Origin of the sequence: Geobacillus jurassicus NBRC 107829 (assembly GCF_001544315.1) — a bacterium.
In the GTDB taxonomy this organism is placed as follows: Bacteria; Bacillota; Bacilli; order Bacillales; family Anoxybacillaceae; genus Geobacillus; species Geobacillus jurassicus.
In genome coordinates, this window is the sequence record NZ_BCQG01000035.1 from 1 (window position 1) to 19,733 (window position 19,733).

The 19,733-nt window shown below is 53.7% G+C and carries 14 protein-coding genes and 1 pseudogene; all 15 read right to left on the reverse strand.

All coding sequences use genetic code 11. The annotated features are described in order from the left end of the window. Positions 1 to 208 precede the first annotated feature (208 nt). Positions 209 to 1,420 (reverse strand): MFS transporter, encoded by a 1,212-nt coding sequence (locus tag GJ1_RS11105; RefSeq protein ID WP_066232343.1) that lies wholly within the window; start codon positions 1,418 to 1,420, stop codon positions 209 to 211. Between the two features lie 139 nt (positions 1,421 to 1,559). Further along, a complete protein-coding gene (gene nasC, locus GJ1_RS11110) occupies positions 1,560 to 3,707 on the reverse strand; it encodes an assimilatory nitrate reductase catalytic subunit NasC (RefSeq protein ID WP_066232347.1) in 2,148 nt (715 codons plus the stop codon). Between the two features lie 11 nt (positions 3,708 to 3,718). After that, complete coding sequence (gene nirD / locus GJ1_RS11115) at positions 3,719 to 4,024, reverse strand: nitrite reductase small subunit NirD (protein ID WP_066232433.1); 306 nt, start codon at positions 4,022 to 4,024, stop codon at positions 3,719 to 3,721. A gap of 150 nt (positions 4,025 to 4,174) precedes the next feature. Next, positions 4,175 to 6,601: a nitrite reductase large subunit NirB gene (gene nirB / locus GJ1_RS11120; protein ID WP_066232353.1), complete on the reverse strand. Its 2,427-nt coding sequence runs from the start codon at positions 6,599 to 6,601 to the stop codon at positions 4,175 to 4,177. Positions 6,602 to 6,966: 365 nt separating this feature from the next. Beyond that, positions 6,967 to 7,371: a DnaA N-terminal domain-containing protein gene (locus tag GJ1_RS11125; RefSeq protein WP_066232356.1), complete on the reverse strand. Its 405-nt coding sequence runs from the start codon at positions 7,369 to 7,371 to the stop codon at positions 6,967 to 6,969. A gap of 18 nt (positions 7,372 to 7,389) precedes the next feature. Continuing rightward, the gene (locus GJ1_RS11130) at positions 7,390 to 7,791 is read right to left on the reverse strand and encodes an acyl-CoA thioesterase (RefSeq protein WP_066232359.1); all 402 of its coding nucleotides are present in this window, start codon (positions 7,789 to 7,791) and stop codon (positions 7,390 to 7,392) included. A gap of 249 nt (positions 7,792 to 8,040) precedes the next feature. Continuing rightward, on the reverse strand, positions 8,041 to 9,228 hold the full coding sequence (locus GJ1_RS11135; RefSeq protein ID WP_066232436.1) for an iron-containing alcohol dehydrogenase: 1,188 nt from the start codon (positions 9,226 to 9,228) through the stop codon (positions 8,041 to 8,043). Positions 9,229 to 9,315: 87 nt separating this feature from the next. After that, positions 9,316 to 9,591 (reverse strand): annotated as a pseudogene (locus GJ1_RS11140) (nitronate monooxygenase); the annotation flags it as partial. Positions 9,592 to 9,754: 163 nt separating this feature from the next. After that, the gene (locus GJ1_RS11145; RefSeq protein WP_066232367.1) at positions 9,755 to 10,810 is read right to left on the reverse strand and encodes an RNA-guided endonuclease TnpB family protein; all 1,056 of its coding nucleotides are present in this window, start codon (positions 10,808 to 10,810) and stop codon (positions 9,755 to 9,757) included. A gap of 397 nt (positions 10,811 to 11,207) precedes the next feature. Then, entirely contained in the window at positions 11,208 to 12,707 is a 1,500-nt protein-coding gene (xylB, locus tag GJ1_RS11150) for a xylulokinase (protein ID WP_066232370.1), read from the reverse strand. 13 nt (positions 12,708 to 12,720) lie between these two features. After that, positions 12,721 to 14,058, reverse strand: coding sequence for a xylose isomerase (gene xylA / locus GJ1_RS11155; RefSeq protein ID WP_066232372.1), 1,338 nt, complete (start codon positions 14,056 to 14,058; stop codon positions 12,721 to 12,723). 276 nt (positions 14,059 to 14,334) lie between these two features. Further along, the gene (locus GJ1_RS11160) at positions 14,335 to 15,381 is read right to left on the reverse strand and encodes an aldose epimerase family protein (protein WP_066232375.1); all 1,047 of its coding nucleotides are present in this window, start codon (positions 15,379 to 15,381) and stop codon (positions 14,335 to 14,337) included. 15 nt (positions 15,382 to 15,396) lie between these two features. After that, positions 15,397 to 16,392 (reverse strand): Gfo/Idh/MocA family protein, encoded by a 996-nt coding sequence (locus GJ1_RS11165; RefSeq protein WP_066232379.1) that lies wholly within the window; start codon positions 16,390 to 16,392, stop codon positions 15,397 to 15,399. A gap of 136 nt (positions 16,393 to 16,528) precedes the next feature. Next, a complete protein-coding gene (gene araA, locus GJ1_RS11170; protein ID WP_066232385.1) occupies positions 16,529 to 18,019 on the reverse strand; it encodes an L-arabinose isomerase in 1,491 nt (496 codons plus the stop codon). Between the two features lie 17 nt (positions 18,020 to 18,036). Next, positions 18,037 to 19,731: a ribulokinase gene (locus GJ1_RS11175; RefSeq protein ID WP_066232388.1), complete on the reverse strand. Its 1,695-nt coding sequence runs from the start codon at positions 19,729 to 19,731 to the stop codon at positions 18,037 to 18,039. Positions 19,732 to 19,733 lie beyond the last annotated feature (2 nt).

Consider the following 19,733-nt stretch of genomic DNA (forward strand, 5'->3'; position numbering starts at 1 on the left):
CCCATTACTATAGGCATAAAACCACTATTAAAAACAATATGTTGTGTTTCATTTAAGGAAAATGACCCTTTTGGGTCATCCCCCTTGCAAGCCCTGATCTTCTTTCCAATCAAAAACTGTTGATTTACGAGGATGACGGTTTTTTCACCACCCTTCTAGCAATCACAAGGAAAGGGCGTCCTCCTGTTACGGTGGACACCCTTTTTTCTCACCCGGACTGTTCAGCCGCTTTCTGCGTAAGCTGGACAGCGGACGCTGCTCGCGTGTGCAAACGGCGCGACGCCAACATGGCGACGCCAAGGACGAGAGCGAACAACCAAAATCCATAGGCCGAAGAGCCGGTCCACTGCTTCATCACCCCGAGCACGTTCGGCAGCAAAAACCCTCCCAGTCCGCCAGCGGCGCCAATGATGCCCGTCAACAAGCCGACTTCTTTCGGAAACCACGTCGGAACAACTTGGAACAACGCACCGTTCGCCGCGCCAAAACAAAGGAAAAGAGCAACCATCAATCCGAACAGGACGAAAAGAGACGGCAATGTGCCGATGCAAGCCAGCAACAAAGTCCCAGCGGCAAACAACAAGGAAAGAAGCCGCATTCCACCGATCCGGTCGGCGATATAACCGCCAATCGGACGGATGAAACTGCCAGCGAACACAACGGCGGTGACGAAATCGCCGGCCGTGACTTTGCTGACGCCGTATTCATCAAAGAAGAAAATGCCGAGGTAACCCGTCAATCCAACAAAACCGCCGAATGACAAACTGTAAAAGAAACAAAACAGCCATGCTTCTTTGCGGCGAAGGACGGTTCCGTATTCGCGCATGGATACGGGCTTCGACGCTGTCGGACATTCACGCGCCAGCCAAGCGAACAAAAGGAAGACGACAACAAGCGGCACGAGCGCCAATCCGAACACCGCGTTCCATCCATACGCTTCCGCCAGCCGCGGGCCAAACAATGTCGCCAGCACCGTTCCGCTGTTGCCCGCCCCGGCGATCCCCATGGCCAGCCCTTGGTATTCTTTCGGATACCAGCGGCTTGCAAGCGGCAAGGCAACGGCAAAGCTGGCTCCACCTACGCCAAGCAAAAACCCGAGCCCATATACATCCGACATATGATCAGCGAACTGCCATCCCCACACAAGCGGCATAGCCGTCACCGCCATGCCGAACAATCCGGCCCGCTTCCCGCCCCAGCGGTCCGCCAACAACCCCATCGGAATGCGAAGCAGCGCCCCGCCCAACACTGGAATGGCGACCATCAGCCCTTTTTCCGCCGGTGTGAGCGCAAACTGTTCAGCGACAAACACCCCGAGCGCACCAAGCAAGTTCCAAATCATAAAGCTAATATCAAAGTACAAAAACGACGACAATAGCGTCGGCGCATGCCCTACCCGCCAAAACGATTTCTTCACCATCTTCCCCCGACTCCCCCTTGGCATGGAAGTTCATTATATGATAGAATGGAAATGAAAGCGATTTCTCCACCTGCTTCCCACCGTATTGCCGGGAAGTTTTTTTGCATCTGTGCACCTTCCCCGCGGAATCCATTGGTGGTTAATTTCTCCCTAAATCGACAACCGGCCGCACCCGAGCTGCGCACCGCTTAAACGCCGGCATCCGGCAATGAGGATCCAGCTCATCGGACGTGACGTTGTTAATTTGCTGTAAGCCGCTCCAATGAAACGGGACAAAAATCGTATCCTCGCGAATTTGATCGTTGTAACGGCTGCGGACGACCGCCGCACCGCGCCGCGTTTCAATGCGCACAAGCATCCCTGGGCCGACCCCGTATCGTTTGGCCGTTCTCGGGTGGATCTCGACGGTCGCTTCCGGCTGCCGCGCCGAGAGCGCCGGACTGCGCCGCGTCTGCGTTCCGCTCAAATAATGAGCGAGCACCCGTCCGGTCGTTAAGTAAAGCGGATAACGTTCATCCGTCTCCTCTTTGTCCGTCCTAAGCGGCAAAACCGCAAACCGCGCCTTGCCGTCCGGATGGGCGAACCGATCAGTGAATAACCGCGGAGTGCCGGGGTGTGCGACCTCCGGACACGGCCAGTAAACGCGTTCCCGGCGCAGCCGCTCATATGTCACACCGTAATAGTCCGCTTTGCCGCCGCGGCTCGCCAGCCGCAGTTCGTTGAAAATCTCTTCGGCTGACGTGAAGGAAAAGCAGCGGCCCTTGCCAAGCTTGTGGGCGATCGCGCATAAAATTTCCCAATCGTGCTTCACCTCTCCGGGCCGTTTTCGCGCCGCCGGCCGAAAGCATACCCGCCCTTCAACGTTCGTCACCGTCCCTTCATCTTCCAAATACGATGAAACAGGCAACACAAGATCGGCCAATTCGGCTGTTTCCGATAAAAACATATCCGCAACGACAAGAAACTTCAGCTTTTGCAGCGCTTTGGCGACAAACGCAGCGTTCGGACTGGAGACAACAGGATTCGATCCCATGACAAGCAACCCTGTAATTTCACCAGCGTCTATTTTTTGCATCATTTCATACGCTGACACCCCCTTTCTCGGCAGCTCATCCGGCGCAACGCCCCACACGCTCGCGATATATCGGCGGTGTTCCGGCTCTTCAATGCTTCGATAGCCCGGCAGCTGGTCCGCTTTTTGCCCATGCTCGCGGCCGCCTTGTCCGTTCCCTTGCCCGGTGATCGATCCAAAACCCGAACCGGGCCGGCCGATTTTCCCTGTCGCCAATACGACATTAATCCAGTGTCTGACCGCCGCATAGCCGTCCGCTTGCTGTTCAAGGCCGCGGGCGGTGAGCACGATCGCTTCGGCCGCCTCCCCGTACTTTCGTGCCGCCAAGCGGATCTTCTCGGCCGGCACGTCGGTCACCCGGACGATCTCGTCCATATCCACCGCTTCCATCTGCTGTTTCCATTCGGCAAACCCAACCGTCCGTTCACGCACAAATGTTTCATCAATATATCCTTCTTCGATCAACACTTTCCCAATGCCGATGGCCAACGCCACATCCGTTCCGGGCTTAAGCGGCAGATGCAAATCCGCCAACGCCGCCGTTTTCGTTTCCCGCGGATCCACCACGATGATAAAAGCTCCGTTTTTCTTCGCTTCGTAAAAATACGGCATCAACGTCGGCTGGCATTCGGCGATATTGGTCCCAGCCAAAATGATCGTCTGAGCCAGCGGAATATCGGACAGCGGATTCGTCAACCCACGGTCAAGACCGAATGCGTCGTTCATGGCAGCAGCGGCCGCCGACATGCAAAAACGGCCGTTGTAGTCGATGTACCGCGTCTTGAGCGCCACGCGGGCAAATTTCCCAAGCAAATACGCCTCCTCGTTCGTCAATGATCCGCCGCCGTAAACAGCAAACGCATCGACTCCATCTTTCTTTTGAATGGAGATGATTCGTTCCGCGATTAGCGAAAGCGCCTCCTCCCAACTTACCCGCACAAACCGGCCGTCCACTTTGGCAAGCGGAAACAACAGCCGCTCGGGATGCAAAGCGTGCTGGTGAGCGTTCATCCCCTTTAAACAAAGGCGGCCGTTGGACGTCGGGTTGTCGGTCGGGATCGCCTTGTAGCGGCGCCGTTCCACAATCCGCTCCTCCACCAGCTGAAGCGTGCATTGGACGCTGCAAAACGGGCATTGGGTCGCGGCAGCCGTTTCCGACGCCCGTTCTTTTTCCTTGGCGCGAAAGTAGCGCAGCAATTCATTTGTCATCGTCATTCACCCGTTTCCTACAACTCAACATATACACAGCCGTCTTCCACAGCCACGCGGTACGTTTTGACACACCCTTCATCCGGCGCCTGAGCCTGACCGTCTCTTAAGCAAATTTTCCAATCATGAAGCGGACAAAACACATACTCGCCGCTGACAATGCCTTGCGAAAGATCGCCGCCTCTATGCGGACAGCGGTTTTCGACGGCGTATACTCGATCATCGTGGGTACGGAATAAAGCAAGCTCCAGCGCCCCGATGCGCACGCATTTTCCAAGCCGTTTCGGCAACTGTTCGATTGTTCCCACTTCTACTCTCATCATCACTTCATCCTCCTCGCATGGATGCATAGTCAAAGGCCAGCCTGTTGGGCAGCCTCTTTTCTCTCCGCTTAAACGCTGGATAAGTCCGGGCGGCGGAAGCCATCGGTTTTTTCCGCCCGCCGCCTTTCCGTCCGCCGCAGCCATTCCCCTTTATTTCACCGGCACCGGCTCTTTGTCGCCGATATCGAGGAACAACGTTTGTTGCAGTCTCTCGTTTTCGACGATTTCCCGCCACGGATCTTTTGTCGCCGAAAGAGCTTTGTGAAGCCGTTCGAGCAGCGCGCGGCGCGTTTCCACATCGAACAACACTTCGCGGATATGCTCCAGCCCAACGCGCTCGACCCATTTGGACGTCCGTTCCAAATAATGTGCGGACTCGCGGTAATATTGCAAAAAAGCGCCGGTCATCTCGATCACTTCTTCTTCCGTCTTGACCGTGCAAAGCAAGTCAGCTGCACGCAAATGGGTGCCGCCGTTGCCGCCGACATAAATCTCCCATCCGCCCTCGACGCCGACGATGCCGACATCTTTAATGCCCGATTCCGCGCAGTTGCGCGGGCAGGCGGATACGGCCATTTTCACTTTATGCGGCGTTTTCAGCCGCTCAAATGTTTGTTCCATCCGGATGCCAAGCCCGGTCGAATCTTGCGTGCCAAAGCGGCAAAACTGCTTGCCGACGCACGTTTTCACCGTCCGCAGCGCCTTGGCGTAGGCGTAGCCTGACGGCATGCCGAGATCGGCCCAAATGCGCGGCAAATCTTCTTTTTTCACCCCAAGCAAGTCAATGCGCTGCCCGCCTGTGAGCTTAATCATTGGCACGTTGTATTTTTCCGCGACATCCGCGATTTTCCGCAGCTGCTCAGCTGTGGTCACTCCACCGTACATGCGCGGCACAACGGAGTACGTGCCATCGGCCTGGATGTTGGCGTGCAGCCGCTCATTGACAAAAAGGGATTCCGCCTCTTCGTTATACTCGCCCGGATAAAGCATGCCTAAGTAATAGTTGAGCGCAGGCCGGCATTTAGAACAACCTTCCTCGTTTTTCCATCCCAATACATTCATGACCTCTTTGACCGTCATCAGCTGTTTTTCTTTGATCGCTGCAATCACTTCCTCACGGCTTAAGTCCGTGCAGCCGCAGACCGTCTCTTTCATCGTATATGAACTCGCCTCGGCACCGAGCATATATTCAAGCAATTCAGCGACAAGCCCTTTGCACCCGCCGCACGAGCGGGATGCGTTCGTACAGTCGCGCACCTCAGCGACCGTTTTGAGCCCGTGTTCGGCAATCGCTCGGCAAATCGCGCCTTTTGTCACCCCGTTGCAGCCGCAGACGACATCGGTATCCGCCATCGCCGCCACAAGGCTTCCTTTTCCTCCCGCTGAAGCCGGCGCCAATAACGAAAGAGAAAGCGCCTCAAGCGAATCGCCGCGCTGGATCATATCAAATAGTTTTCTTCCTTCGCTCGTGTCGCCAAACAGCACCGCACCAACGATTTTCCCTTCGCGAACGACGACTTTCTTGTACACCGAGCGCGCTTCGTCGTACAATTTGATCGATTCCGTTCCCTCGCTGTCCATAAACTCGCCGGCTGAGAACACATCGACGCCTGACACTTTCAGCTGGGTCGAGACGACCGATCCTTCGTACGGCTTTCCTTTCCGACCGCAAATGGCTTCAGCCAGCACTTTCCCTTGTTCATAAAGCGGGGCGACCAAGCCGTAGACAACGCCGCGATGTTCTGCGCACTCGCCAACCGCGTAAATGTGCGGCACACTCGTTTCCAAGTAGTCATTGACAACGATTCCTCGATTCACCTCAATGCCGCTTCTCCGCGCTAAATCAACATTCGGACGAATGCCGACCGCCATCACCACCAAGTCGGCGGCAATGGACGTACCGTCCTTAAATCGCACTCCTTCCACACGGCCGTTGCCGAACAATTCGGCCGTCTCTTTGCGAAGTAAAAAGTTCATCCCTTGTTTCTCCAGCTCCCGCTGCAACAGCTTCGAAGCGGTGGGGTCAAGCTGACGCTCCATCAAATAATCAAAAATGTGGATGACATCAACGTCCATCCCTAAGTTGAGCAACCCGCGCGCTGCCTCTAAGCCAAGCAAGCCGCCGCCGATGACCGCCGCTTTTTTGTACGTCTTCGCATATTCGATCATCCGCTCGCAATCTTGGATATCGCGAAACGCCGTCACCCCGGGCAAATCGGCTCCCGGCACCGGCAAGATAAACGGGTTCGAACCCGTGGCTAAAATCAATTCATCGTATTCGACTACCCGCCCGCGGTCGGTCCGGACAAGCCGCTCTTCGTGATCGATGTCCGTCACCGTTTCGCCGGCAAGCAGCCGAATGCCGTTTTGTTCGTACCATTCCCAACTGTTCAAGGTAATGTCATCAAGGCGCGTATCTCCTTGTAGCACCTTTGACAACAAAATCCGGTTATAGTTCGGATGCGGTTCGCTGCCAAAAATCGTGATCTCAAACGCCTCACGGTCGAGTTTTAAAATCTCCTCGATGCAGCGAACCCCCGCCATGCCGTTGCCAACTAACACTAATTTTCGTTTCATGTCGTCATCCCTCCGCCTTTGTTCGATGTTAAGCAATTTCACTGCCAACGGTGCAGCCATAGCCGGATCGTCATCACCATCAACTCCCACAGCCCGATCGCTCTTGTTCGCGGCATCATCATGTTCCCCCTTTGCCTTGGTTGTGCACATCATATCACGTAAAAAACGAAGTATGCATTTTATTTGTAAAATTATATAACATTCTTTTAACATAAAATAATGAATAATCGCATAAAAAATCAGAGTAATATACGGATTTATCATAATAGCGTAACTTTTTATTACATAAAAATACGCACAAAAAAGCGGCCTTCGCATGATCGAGCGGAGGCCGTTTCTCGTTGGAGGTTGCTCATAGGGGATCATCAGTGGATCGGGCGGGACGCGAGCAGCTCATCAATGATTCGCGCATAGTGGTCAATGCGCCGCTCAAGCTCATCCACTTGCTGCTCAAGCTGGGTCATATATTGGCGAAAGGTCATTGGAACGCCGTGCCGCTGTTCGAGCCGCTTTTCGATTCGCTGCCGCTCGCCGTGGACAGAGACGAAGATGCGCATATCGCGGCCAAACACTTCGCGTACGGTTTCACTGATGAGTTCGCCATATCTTGTTTGCAGCCATTCACATTGAATCTCGTTCATGCATTCGATGATGAGCCAATCCTCATCCACCGTCGCGGACGTCGAAGCAAACCAAGTGTCAAATGACGGACCAGACAGCTTTTGCGCAAGCTTCATTTTCACTTGCTCCCACAGATGATACTCCTTCACACATTCACCCCCTTTCGTCTACTCACCTGGCTGCCATAGATGTTCGCGCAATTTCGCCCGAATGTCATCCGGAATCGGCTCGGGCCGCCCGGTGTCAAAATTGAAATTGACATACACCGCCCGCCCTTTCGCGCAGACCACACCGTTTTGATGAATTTCTTCATAAATCGTAAGGCTTGTGTTGCCGATGCGTTCAATGCCGGTATACACTGTCACATCTTGCCCATAATACATTTGGTTGACATAATCGACTTCCATGCGGATGATCACCATTCGCCAACGTTTGAATGACAAGTCAGGCGTAAATAGTTTAAAAATTTCATGCCGCCCCGCTTCAAACCAAACGGGCACGGTCGTATTGTTAATATGGCCGACGCCGTCCGTCTCCGACACGCGCGGCGTAATGACGGTAGTAAACATGAATTCTCCTCCTCAACAGCTATCGAATATTCCGACTCATCGTCGTTCCCATCTTGTCGAATTTAGGCGACTTATGTATATTGATTCGCTCCAAGGTGTGGAAATTCCTGCTTCACCTTCAAGAAAACGAGGGAAACGTTGCGCTTTGAGCGGAAAAGAGGATGAACGCGGTGTCCGACATCGGAAGTGGCCCCTATTTCCAACAACAAAGAAAAAACAGGAGCCTGAAGCAGCCCCTGTTTTTTCTTCTCACCCTTTGTTCGGTTCCACGATCGTCCCGGCAAACGCGGCTTGATAAATTGCGCGGATGTCGGCTTCCAAAAGCGGCATCGGGCTGCGGGCGAGCAGCCGTTTTTGCTGGGTGGCATCTTTCGTCAGGCTTTCCAGCGCGCTTTCCGGGATGCCAAAACCGCCAAGTGTCTTCGGAATGCCGACATCGGCGACGATGCGCTCGAGCTCCTCGACGCATCGATGCGACGCCTCTTCTTCCGACAAAAAGGTTGAGTTGCCGCCGAGGGCGTTTAAAATATCAGCCATTCGTTTCGTGCAGCTTTGGCGAATGTATCCCATCACATATGGCAAGAGCACGGCGTTCGATTCGCCATGGGCGATATGGAACTGTCCGCCGAGCGGATACGCGAGCGCATGCACACCCGCCACCCCGGCGTTGAAAAACGCCAAACCGGCTAGGTAGCTGCCGTTGGCCATATCGGTGCGCGCCTGTTTGTCTGTCCCGTTCTCCACCGCCTTTCGGAGCGATCGGGAGATGAGACGCATGGCCTGCAACGCCAATCCGTCCGATGTCGGGCTCGCGTTCACCGACACGTACGCCTCCACCGCATGGGTAAGCGCATCAATGCCCGTCGCCGCCGTCACCCGCGGCGGAACAGAAACAGTGAGTTGCGGGTCGACGATCGCCACATCTGCCAACAAATAGTCATGCGTCACGACGTCTTTCGTCGTTTCTAAGGACAAGACGGAGATGTTCGTCACTTCCGAGCCAGTACCCGATGTTGTCGGAATTAAAATTTTCGGCAGCCCTCTTTTCTCGAGCGTTCTTGTTCCCGTCAAGTTCAAATAATCGGCAACCGAACCTTCATGCACGGCCAAAACAGCGGCCAGTTTGGCCAAATCCATCGCGCTGCCGCCGCCGACGCCGATGACGAGATCAAACTCTCCGTCGCGGACAAACGCCACCGCCTTCTCCCCCGCCTCAAGCGGCGGCTCAGGCACGACATCCGTATACACATGCACGCTGTACCCTTCTTGCCGGAGCGGAGATGTCACTTGGTCGACCAAGCCGATTTTCTCGAGCACCGGATCTGTGATGACTAAAATATGTTTTGCTCCAAACCGCTTCACTTCCAGAACCAAATGCTCAAGCGCCCCCCAGCCGACATAGCTGAGCGGCGGAAAGACGATGCGGGATGCGGTCATCGTGTTTCTCTCCCCCTCATTCAACGTTTTTTGCACTCATAAGCGCGGCGTCAAGAGTCTCCTCTAGGTACGCCAAAGCCATACAAGCTACCATGCAGACGATTGCCAAGCTTCCTCCAGCTCCCGCTTCAGCTCCTCGACAAGCTCCGCTGCCGGAAGTTCCCGCGCCATCCGGTATCCTTTCCCAGCCCAAAGCGACATTCCCTCCGGATCGCCCGCCTTGGCGGCTGCGGCGCGCAGCGGCTTCGTCATATGGTGCACATGCGGATACGCGGCTGGCGCCAGCGCGCGATACTCATTCATAAACCGGTTCGCAAGCCCGCGCGCCGGCCGGCCGGTAAACGCCCTCGTCACGGCCGTCTCCTTGACACTCCACACGCCTAAAGGGCGTGGGATTCTTGGGTCGTTCGCGTCCTCATCCATTTCTGGTTCAGACAACGCCCAAGTTCAGGGGTGTGTCATCACCCCGTCCCATCGGGTTAAGATGTACCCCAATGGGCGGCGCACCTGTGACCAGTGCGCTAGGTTAGGCGGCGAAGCCCGAAATCGCTTTGGCGATGTTGATCGCGCCATTCAAGTCGGCGTGGATGGTGTATCCGCACTTTTGGCATTGGAAGTGGATGCCGTTCCGGTTTCCTTTATCTCGATAGCCACAACGACAAGTTTGACTGGTGTAGGTGGGATTCACCCGCTCGACCCGAATGCCCGCCATTTCGGCTTTGTAGGCAATCATCGTTTGCAGTTGATGGAAAGCCCACGAATGAAGATTTCGTCCTGCTTCTTTGGCCGAAGCGGCTCGTTTCCGAATCCCCGCCAAATCTTCCATCCGAATCACGCCAACACCGTTGGCAAGGGCAAAACGGACGATTTGACGGCTGATTTTATGGTTCATATCCTTCATCCAGCGGGACTCTTTACGGCCGATTTTGCGAATCATATGAAGCTTCTTGGCTTTGCCCAACGTTCGCCGCAAAGCCGCATATCGTCGGCGCACAAAGGCGCATTGGTTCCCTTTGAAAAACAACGATTTCGTCCCTGCGCTGGCAACGGCGATATAGCGAAGCCCAACGTCAACCCCCATCACCTTTGTTTCGTGCCGCGGCTTGACTTCAAATGCGACCGCGATCGCCAAGCACCATTTCTTTCGCTTTTTGTAGAGCTTGGCCGCCCCTTGTTTGGCGGTTCCATGGATCAGCCGATTCAGCCATGCTTCTTGATAGGGGCGCGTGACGACAGGCACGCCAATTCGTTTCTCCAGTGTGGGGAAGGAAACCGTGTAGAACGCTCCTTTCTTTTCCACCTTTATGTTTTGATTGTTAAAGCAACACCAAAATGTTCGGAACTTCTTTGCCTTTTGTTTTTTCTTTTGGGACTTCACTTCTCGAATCGTTTGATTCACGACGGCGGAAGGAAACCGCTGCGACGAAAACTCTTTAAACAGTTTGCTCGTCGCTTGATTCAGCTTGGGATGATTCAACAGCCAATTCGCAAAGGCGGTATTCACTTCTGTCATCCGTTCATACATGTCTTGTTTGACTTTCGTTGGGTTGTGCAGTTCCAGCCTTAGTGTGATCGTGGGCATGGATTCACCCCTTTTCTTTTGAGATTCCACATAGCGTTCAGTTGTTTTCGTTCTTCGATATTCTCGTTCCATATATGAATTATATCAGTTTAACGATTATACTGCGACACTTAAAGATAAAAATGGTTGCTCTAAGCAATCCGATTAAGGATTACCGAGCAACGCCGTCTTTCATCCCACGATTGAAACCGTGGGCTTTCAGACGTTTTTTCTGTAAAATGTCTGGTTGTAATACGAGTCGAAGAAATATTGAAGATGTTCGAATTCTTTTCGAATGTCCATGTTTCATCTCCACCTTTCAAATTCTCCTTTCGACAAACGTGGCGGGTCATCCTGCCTGGTTGCCTGATCAAACAAAAAACTCCCCAAACCATCCACTGGTTTAGGGAGTTTGTCGTCACGGTCGAAACGCCTTTAACCTTTTCGCCAGCTCTTTTGTATGTGGATAAATCTCTCGATAAATGGAAAACAGCTCTTTGTACTTGGCGACCGCATCCGGCCGCGGTTCGACGACGGATTCGACTTGTTTGAACGCATCGGCGCATTGCTTGAGCGAATCGAACCAGCCGACGCCGCATGCGGCGATCATCGCAGCGCCCAGCCCCGGTCCTTGTTCGTTTTTCAGCTTTTCAACCGGGAGACCGAAAATATCAGCTTGGATTTGCAGCCACTCGGCGCTTTTCGCCCCGCCGCCGATCGAGACGACCGAATCGATCGTTTTGCCGCTCGCCTTGATAATCTCAACCGACTCGTTGAGCGAGAACGTAATCCCTTCCATGACCGCACGGGCGAAATCCCATTTCGTCTGCGCCGAATCAATGCCGATAAACGACCCGCGAATATCGGCATCGGCATAAGGCGTCCGTTCGCCGACAAGATATGGCGTAAACAACAAGCCGTTGGCGCCGATCGGCGACTCAGCGGCGCGCTTGACAATCTCGGCAATCGGCGCAGCCTCCGCAAACGTTCTCTTCCACCAATCGAAGCTATAACCCGCCGCCAGCGTCACACCCATAATATAGTAGGCATCCGGTTCGGCATGGTTGAAGTAATGCACGTGTCCAGCGAAATCTTTTTCCCCGCTTTGTTCATACGCCAAGACGACGCCGGATGTGCCGATGCTTGACATCATGCGGCCTTCTGCCAAAATGCCCGCGCCGACCGCGCCGCAGGCGTTGTCCGCCCCGCCGGCGAACACGTTCACCGATGACGGCAGCCCGGTTCGCTCAGCTACATCCGGGCGCAGCGTCCCGACGAACGCCGTCGCTTCGACAAGCGGCGGACAAAGCGAAAGATCGACGCCGACCGCCCGGGCGATCGTTTCGCTCCACGTTTTCGTTTTGATATCCAAAAGCAGCGTCCCCGCCGCATCGGATACATCCATCGCGATGTGCCCGGTCAAGCGGAAGCGGACATAATCTTTCGGCAACAAAAACACACGCGCCCGCTCGTAAAGATGCGGTTCATGGTTTTTCACCCACAACAACTTCGGCAACGTAAACCCCTCGAGCGCCCGGTTTTTCGCAATCGAAAGCAGCGCCTCGGCCCCGGCTTTCTCTTCAATTTCCCGGCACTCTTTCGTCGTTCGGGTATCATTCCATAAAATCGCATTGCGCACCACATTCCCATCGCCGTCAAGCAGCACAAGCCCATGCATTTGCCCGGAAAAACTCAAGCCGACGATCGACTCCGGAGAAACGCCTGCCGTCTCCCAAACGCGGCGCAGCGCGACGATTGTTTTTTCCACCCAATCGTCCGGGCGCTGCTCACTATAACCGGAATGCGGCTGGTGGAGGGGATAGGACTCTGTCCATTCCCCTCTCACCTGCCCGCTTCGGTCAACAAGCAACACTTTGACTGCACTTGTTCCTAAATCGACGCCAATGACGTATTCCAAAGTCATCCCTCTTTCACGAACGGGATACGCTCGGCACACTGACTTCCAACAAATATTGGTTGAGCAGCGTTTTCAAGCGTTCGAGACGGCCGGACGTATTGCGAATCTCGCCGAGCTGCAATGCATACTCCTCGAGTTTTTTGAAATCGGCCGTTCCTTCAACGATCTCGCGGCCGATGCCTTCCGTATAGCTTTTATACCGCTCTTCAATGAATTGTTCAAATACACGATCCTCAATCAACCGATGCGCCACTTTCAAGCCGATCGCGAAGCTGTCCATCCCGGCGATATGGGCGTAGAACAAATCTTCCGGTTCAAATGAGCCTCTCCGCACTTTCGCGTCAAAGTTCAAGCCGCCGCGCCCAAGGCCGCCGTTTTGCAAAATTTCATACATCGCCAGCGTTGTCGCATACAAATCGGTCGGGAACTCGTCCGTGTCCCAGCCAAGCAGCGTATCGCCTTGGTTTGCGTCGACCGAGCCGAGCATGCCGTGAATGCGGGCGACGCGCAGTTCATGTTCAAACGTATGCCCGGCCAATGTCGCATGGTTCGCTTCGATATTGAATTTGAAGTAATCCTTGAGCCCGTACGTTTGCAAGAACGCCAACGCCGTCGCCACGTCAAAGTCGTATTGGTGCTTCGTCGGCTCTTTCGGCTTCGGCTCGATCAAAAACTGGCCGTCAAAGCCGATTTCTTTCGCATAGTCAACCGCCATATGCAAGAAGCGGGCTAAGTTGTCAAGCTCCAGCTTCATGTCTGTATTCAGCAGCGTCTCATAACCTTCCCGGCCGCCCCAGAACACGTAGTTTTCCGCCCCGAGCCGTTTGGCGATCTCAAGCCCTTTTTTCACTTTCGCCGCCGCATAGGCGAACACATCGGCATTGCATGACGTTGCCGCCCCGTGAACGAAGCGCGGATGGCTGAACAAGTTCGCCGTATTCCAAAGCAGCTTCGTTTTGCTTGTTTTCATGTATTCTTCAATCATATCCACAATTTCATCCAAGTTTTTATACGTCTCGCTAAGCGTTTCCCCTTCTGGCGCGATGTCGACATCATGGAAGCAGAAAAACGGAACGTTCAGCTTTTCAAACAGCTCAAACGCCGCCTCCACACGCGCCTTCGCCAAATCCATCCCGCTGTATTTGTCCCACGGGCGAATCATATTGCCGACGCCGAACGGATCCGACCCGTCTCCGGTGAATGTATGCCAATACGCCACCGAAAAGCGCAAATGCTCCTCCATCGTTTTGTCGCCGACTTTTTCTTCCGGATTATAAAACTTAAACGCCAACGGATTGCGCGACTCCGGTCCTTCATATTGAATGTTTCCGATATTAGGGAAATATGCCATGTCCAAGTCCTCCTTAATTAAGCGAGAATGATTTGTGTCAGTTTTATTATAACGCTTTCATATTTGTTTGTCTATCATATAAACAAAGTTTTCTCGCCTGTAAAACCACAACTATGTTGGTTGAAGTTTTACAGGGGGGATGGGCATACGATCCCCCCATACGAAGATCTAGACGTTACCATTTTTTATTACGCAATTCTTTACATCCCGACACTTGTTATGATGACTTTCTGTTTCCACAGCTGCTTTCAGAATTTTTATATCCCAAAATTCAACTTAGTCAACACTAAATCGATACCTTGTCATCGACACCTGCTCCTTGTCAGCCGGCAATACGATCGACGGAAACTGCGGATGGTGAATGGCATCCGGAAGCCCTTGCGTTTCTAAGCAAATGCCGAGATATTTCCGTGACGGCACGCCGCCTAAATCCAACCCTTCCGGCAACTGGTTCGACGTGTACACGACGACCCCGACTTCATCCGTCTCCGCCGTCAGCACCCGTCCGCTCTCTGGGTCGGAAAGGACCATCTCTTTGTCATGATGCCGGTCGAGCCAAAACGGATGATCATAACCGCCACCGACGAGTTCGATTTGCGGATGCCTGGATTCAACCGCCTCCCGCATCGCCTTTCCTTGCCGCAAGTCAAACGGTGTGCCAGTGACATCCAAGACGCGGCCAGTCGGAATCAACTCTTCATTCAACTCGAGCACACGCGAGCTTTGGATGGCCAACGTGTGATCCAAAATATCACGCTTGCCGTTGCCGCTTAGGTTAAAATACGTATGGTTCGTCAAATTGACGAGCGTCGTTTTGTCCGAACGAGCCCGGTACGTGACGATCCATTCGTTGTCATTGTTCAGCCAATATTCCACTTGAACATGAACCGTTCCCGGATATCCTTCCTCCCCGTCCGGGCTTGTGTACGAAAAAACGACCCCGACCGCATCGTCGCGCCGAACGGGCTCGGCCTGCCAAAGCACACGATGGAATCCGTGGGTGCCGCCATGCAAATGGTTGTTGTTTTCGTTTTTCGCCAATTGATACGTGACGCCCTCAAGCTCAAAACGCGCCCCTTGAATGCGCCCCGCCACCCGGCCGATCACCGCGCCAAAATAAGGAGCGTTAGTCAAATACGGCTCAAATCGGCCAAACCCGAGCACGACATTTTCGATGTTGCCCGTCCGGTCGGGAACGAGCAGTTTCGTCACAATGCATCCATAGTTCGTCGCTGAGAGTTCCATGCCGCGATCATTGGTCAAGGTGAACAATAGAACGTCGCTTCCATTAAGTTCAGACCATTTTTCATATGTAATTTCCATGCGGATTCCCCTTCCTTATAATCGTACGATCTCTCCCGTTTTCATCGATGTGCGGCAAGCGTCGAGCGTCCGCGCCTGTTGGATCATGCGCTCCGGCGAATACAACAGCGGCGTCCCTTCGAGAATGGCACGCGAAAAGTGCTCGATTTGCAGCGCGTATTGGTCGCCTGCCACCGTTTCCTCGCGCCCGCTCCCATCAGCCGTTGCGACCGTAATCCGCCCCTCGCCGCCATCCACATCCGGCCGGTACGCCCGCGAAACAACGATTTTCCCCTTCGTGCCAATCACTTCGTACTCATTTTGCGGCAACATATCAAAACTGCACGTGAAGTGAGCAAAAACACCATTTTCCATCCTCATCCAACCGCTTGTCGTCACATCAACCATACGGTGCGGATCCAAACGGGACTGAACGAACAGCTCGACGGGCTCGGCGTCAAGAATGTGCCTTGTCGAGTGTATACAATAACAGCCAACATCAAACAAGCATCCTCCACCAAGCTCATCGTTCATGCGGATATTCGTTTCTCGGTCTTGCAAGTAAAAGGAGAAATGGGTGCGCATGTACTTGACTTCGCCGATCTCGCCAGCAGCCAGAAGCTGTTTGACCCGTTTATGCTGCGGATGAAACTGGTACATGAACGCTTCCATGAATAAAACGCCGTTTTCCTCGCATGCCTCTATCATACGCCGGACATCTTCTGCGCATAAGGCGGCGGGTTTTTCGCAAAGCACGTGCTTTTTCTTCTTCGCAGCTTTGATCGTCCATTCGGCGTGCATGCTGTTCGGAAGCGGGATGTACACTGCGTCGATGTCAGGATCATCGAGCAGCTGGTCATAGCTGTCATACGCCTTCGGAATGCCGAGCTCCTTCGCCGCCTGATCGGCCTTTCCACTTTCACTGGCGATCGCCGCGACTTCCGCATAACTCGTCCGGCGAATAGCCGGGATCATGACATCTTGGGCAATGGCGGCTGTACTGATAATACCAAAACGGACTTTCTTCTTCATAACTTAACACTCCTATAGAGCTGGATTCGAAAGAAAATATCGCATATAGCGAATAATGATAATTTAGGACACGAGCCCTCTCCCGGCCCATGCCCTCAGATGTCAAACGATTCTATTTTCCTGTATGGTGTGTTTCTTACCGCCCCCGCCAAAACACTTCGTTCCATTTCAGTTCATTTTTGAAGGACGGGACGGACGTATGTTCATTGATCACGACGCATTCAATGCCGGCCATTTCCGCAAAGTCTTGCAATTGTTCCGTTGTGACCGCAAACGAGAAGCACGTATGGTGGGCGCCGCCGGCTAAAATCCATGCTTCGGCCGAGTCGCGCAACGATGGGCGCGGCTTCCATAAAATGCGGGCGACCGGCAGTTTCGGCATGTTATGTTCCGGTTTGACCGCATCGACTTCATTGACGATGAGGCGGAAACGGTGCCCTAAATCGATCAACGATGCATTGACCGCTGCACCCTCGCCGCCGTCAAACACGAGACGGGCCGGATCTTCTTTTCCACCGATGGAAAGCGGATGAACTTCAATTCTTGGCTTGGTTGCCGCGATGGTCGGGCATACTTCCAACATATGGGCGCCAAGAATCATTTCGTTGCCCGGCTCAAGGTGGTACGTGTAGTCTTCCATAAACGACGTTCCTTTGCCGTCGGCCATGACTTTCATCAACCGGACGAGAGCAGCTGTTTTCCAATCGCCTTCGCCGCCAAAGCCATATCCTTCGGCCATCAACCGCTGAACCGCGAGCCCCGGAAGCTGCTTCATGCCATGCAAGTCCTCGAACGTCGTCGTGAAGGCAGTAAAGTTCCCGTCTTGCAAAAAGGCTTTTAACCCGAGCTCAATCCGCGCCTGTTCACGGATCGACTCGCGAACGGGCCCTTCTTGGCGGCCCGCGGGCACAATGTCATACAACTCCTCGTATTCATCGAGCAACTCGTTCACTTTTTGCTCGGAAACATCGCGGATGTATTGGACTAAATCCCCAATCCCATAGCCGTTGACCGACCAACCGAATTGGATTTGCGCTCCAACTTTGTCCCCTTCGGTAACTGCTACTTCGCGCATGTTGTCACCAAAACGGGCGACTTTGAGATTGCGGCTTTCCGCAAACGCGACTGCCGTCCGCATCCATTTCGCCAGCCGCTCGCGGACACTCGGGTCTTCCCAATGGCCGACGACCACTTTCCGGGCGATCCCCATTCTCGCGCCGATAAATCCGTATTCCCGGTCACCGTGGGCCGATTGGTTTAAGTTCATAAAGTCCATATCGATGCTGTCCCACGGAATGTCACGGTTAAATTGAGTGTGAAGATGCAATAACGGTTTTCGCAGCTCCAAAAAACCGCCAATCCACATCTTCGCCGGCGAGAACGTATGCATCCATGTGATGATGCCGGCGCATTGTTCGTTGGCATTAGCCTCAAGACAAACGTCCCGAATTTCTTCTGGCGTGGTCACGACCGATTTGTAAACGAGTGGAAACGGGAACACCGAATCGCGATTCAGTTCATTGACGATCATTCTTGAATGTTCTTCGACTTGTTGTAACGCCTCTTCCCCGTATAAATGCTGGCTTCCTGTCACAAACCAAAATTCATAAGGTCGTAATGATCGCATGATTGCTTCTCCCCCATTCATGATAAAGTCATCGATTCTTTCGCCGCTCTTGCTGTTTCTTTCCAATGTTTGAGCCGTTTCATCACGTCGTTTTCCCCGCGGCCGAAGTAGTCGTGCAGCTTTACATATTGCCGATACAGCTGATCATAAATCGCGACATTCTCCGGAATCGGCTTGAACGTCTCTTCGCGCACTTTCCCCATCTTTTGCGCCGCTTCGACGATGGACTCATATCCGCCGTTTTCTTTGCCAGCCGCCACCGCCGCGAACATGGCAGCCCCCACCGCCGGAGTTTGTTTCGACGCCGCAATTTTAATCTCACGGTTTGTCACATCGGCGTAAATTTGCATGAGCAGCTTGTTTTTTTGCGGCAGCCCGCCGCACGCATACAATTCATCAACCTTGACACCGTTTTCAACGAAAGCGTCGATAATTTTGCGTGTGCCAAAAGCTGTCGCTTCAAGCAGCGCGCGGTAAATCTCTTCTGGTTTTGTCAGCAATGTATATCCAACGATGAGCCCCGTTAAATCGGTATCGACCAGTACCGAGCGGTTGCCGTTCCACCAATCCAATGCAAGCAGTCCGGTTTCTCCCGGACGATAGGCAGAAGCCCGCTTTTCGAGCCATTCGTGGATGCTGACCCCTTCTTTTTCCGCCGCTTCTTTGACATACGCTGGAACGCCTTGTTCGACATACCAAGCGAAAATGTCCCCCACCGCCGATTGGCCGGCTTCATAACCGAAATACCCTGGGATGATGCCGTCCTCGACAACGCCGCACATGCCTTCGACATATTTTTCTTCGGTGCCAAGCAACATATGACAGATCGATGTTCCCATGGCCATGACCAGCTTCCCTGGTTCGACAACCCCGACGCCCGGTACAGCTGCATGGGCATCAACGTTCCCGACAGCGACAGCCGTTCCTGGAAGGAGGCCCATCATGGCCGCCATTTCCTTCGTCAGCACTCCCGCCCGCGTGCCAAGCGGAACGATCGGGCCGCGCAGTTTCGTTTCTGTTAAGTGTTCCAGCCGCGGGTCGAGCGCCCGGAAAAACTCCTTGCTTGGATAGCCTTCTTGTTTATGCCAAATCGATTTATAGCCCGCCGTGCAGCTGTTCCGCACGATTTGCCCCGTCATTTTGAAAACAACCCAATCAGTCGCCTCTAAAAAGAGGTCGGTTTGCTCGTAGATGTCCGGCGCCTCATTTAAAATTTGCCAAATTTTCGCAATCATCCATTCGGATGAAATTTTTCCGCCATAGCGCGGCAAAAACGCTTCGCCCCGTTTGGCGGCGATTTCATTGAGCAAGTTCGCCTCATCTTGGGCAGCATGGTGCTTCCACAATTTCACCCAGCTGTGCGGACGGTGCTTGAATTCCGGTTTGAAGCAAAGCGGCTCGCCGGAAGCATCGACCGGCAGCATCGTGCAGGCGGTAAAATCAATGCCAATACCAATCACATCGGCCGGGTTGACCCCCGACTTTTGCAATACCGCCGGGACAGCGGTCGCCAACACGTCGATATAATCACCTGGGTGCTGCAGCGCCCAGTCTGGCTCGAGTTGTACGTTCGATTCCGGCAGCACTTCATCAATGACTCCATGCGGATATGGAGTGACATGGTCTGCGATTTCGTTTCCTTCAAGATCGACAAGAACCGCTCTCCCCGATTCGGTTCCATAGTCGATGCCGATGACGTACTTTTTCCCCATCG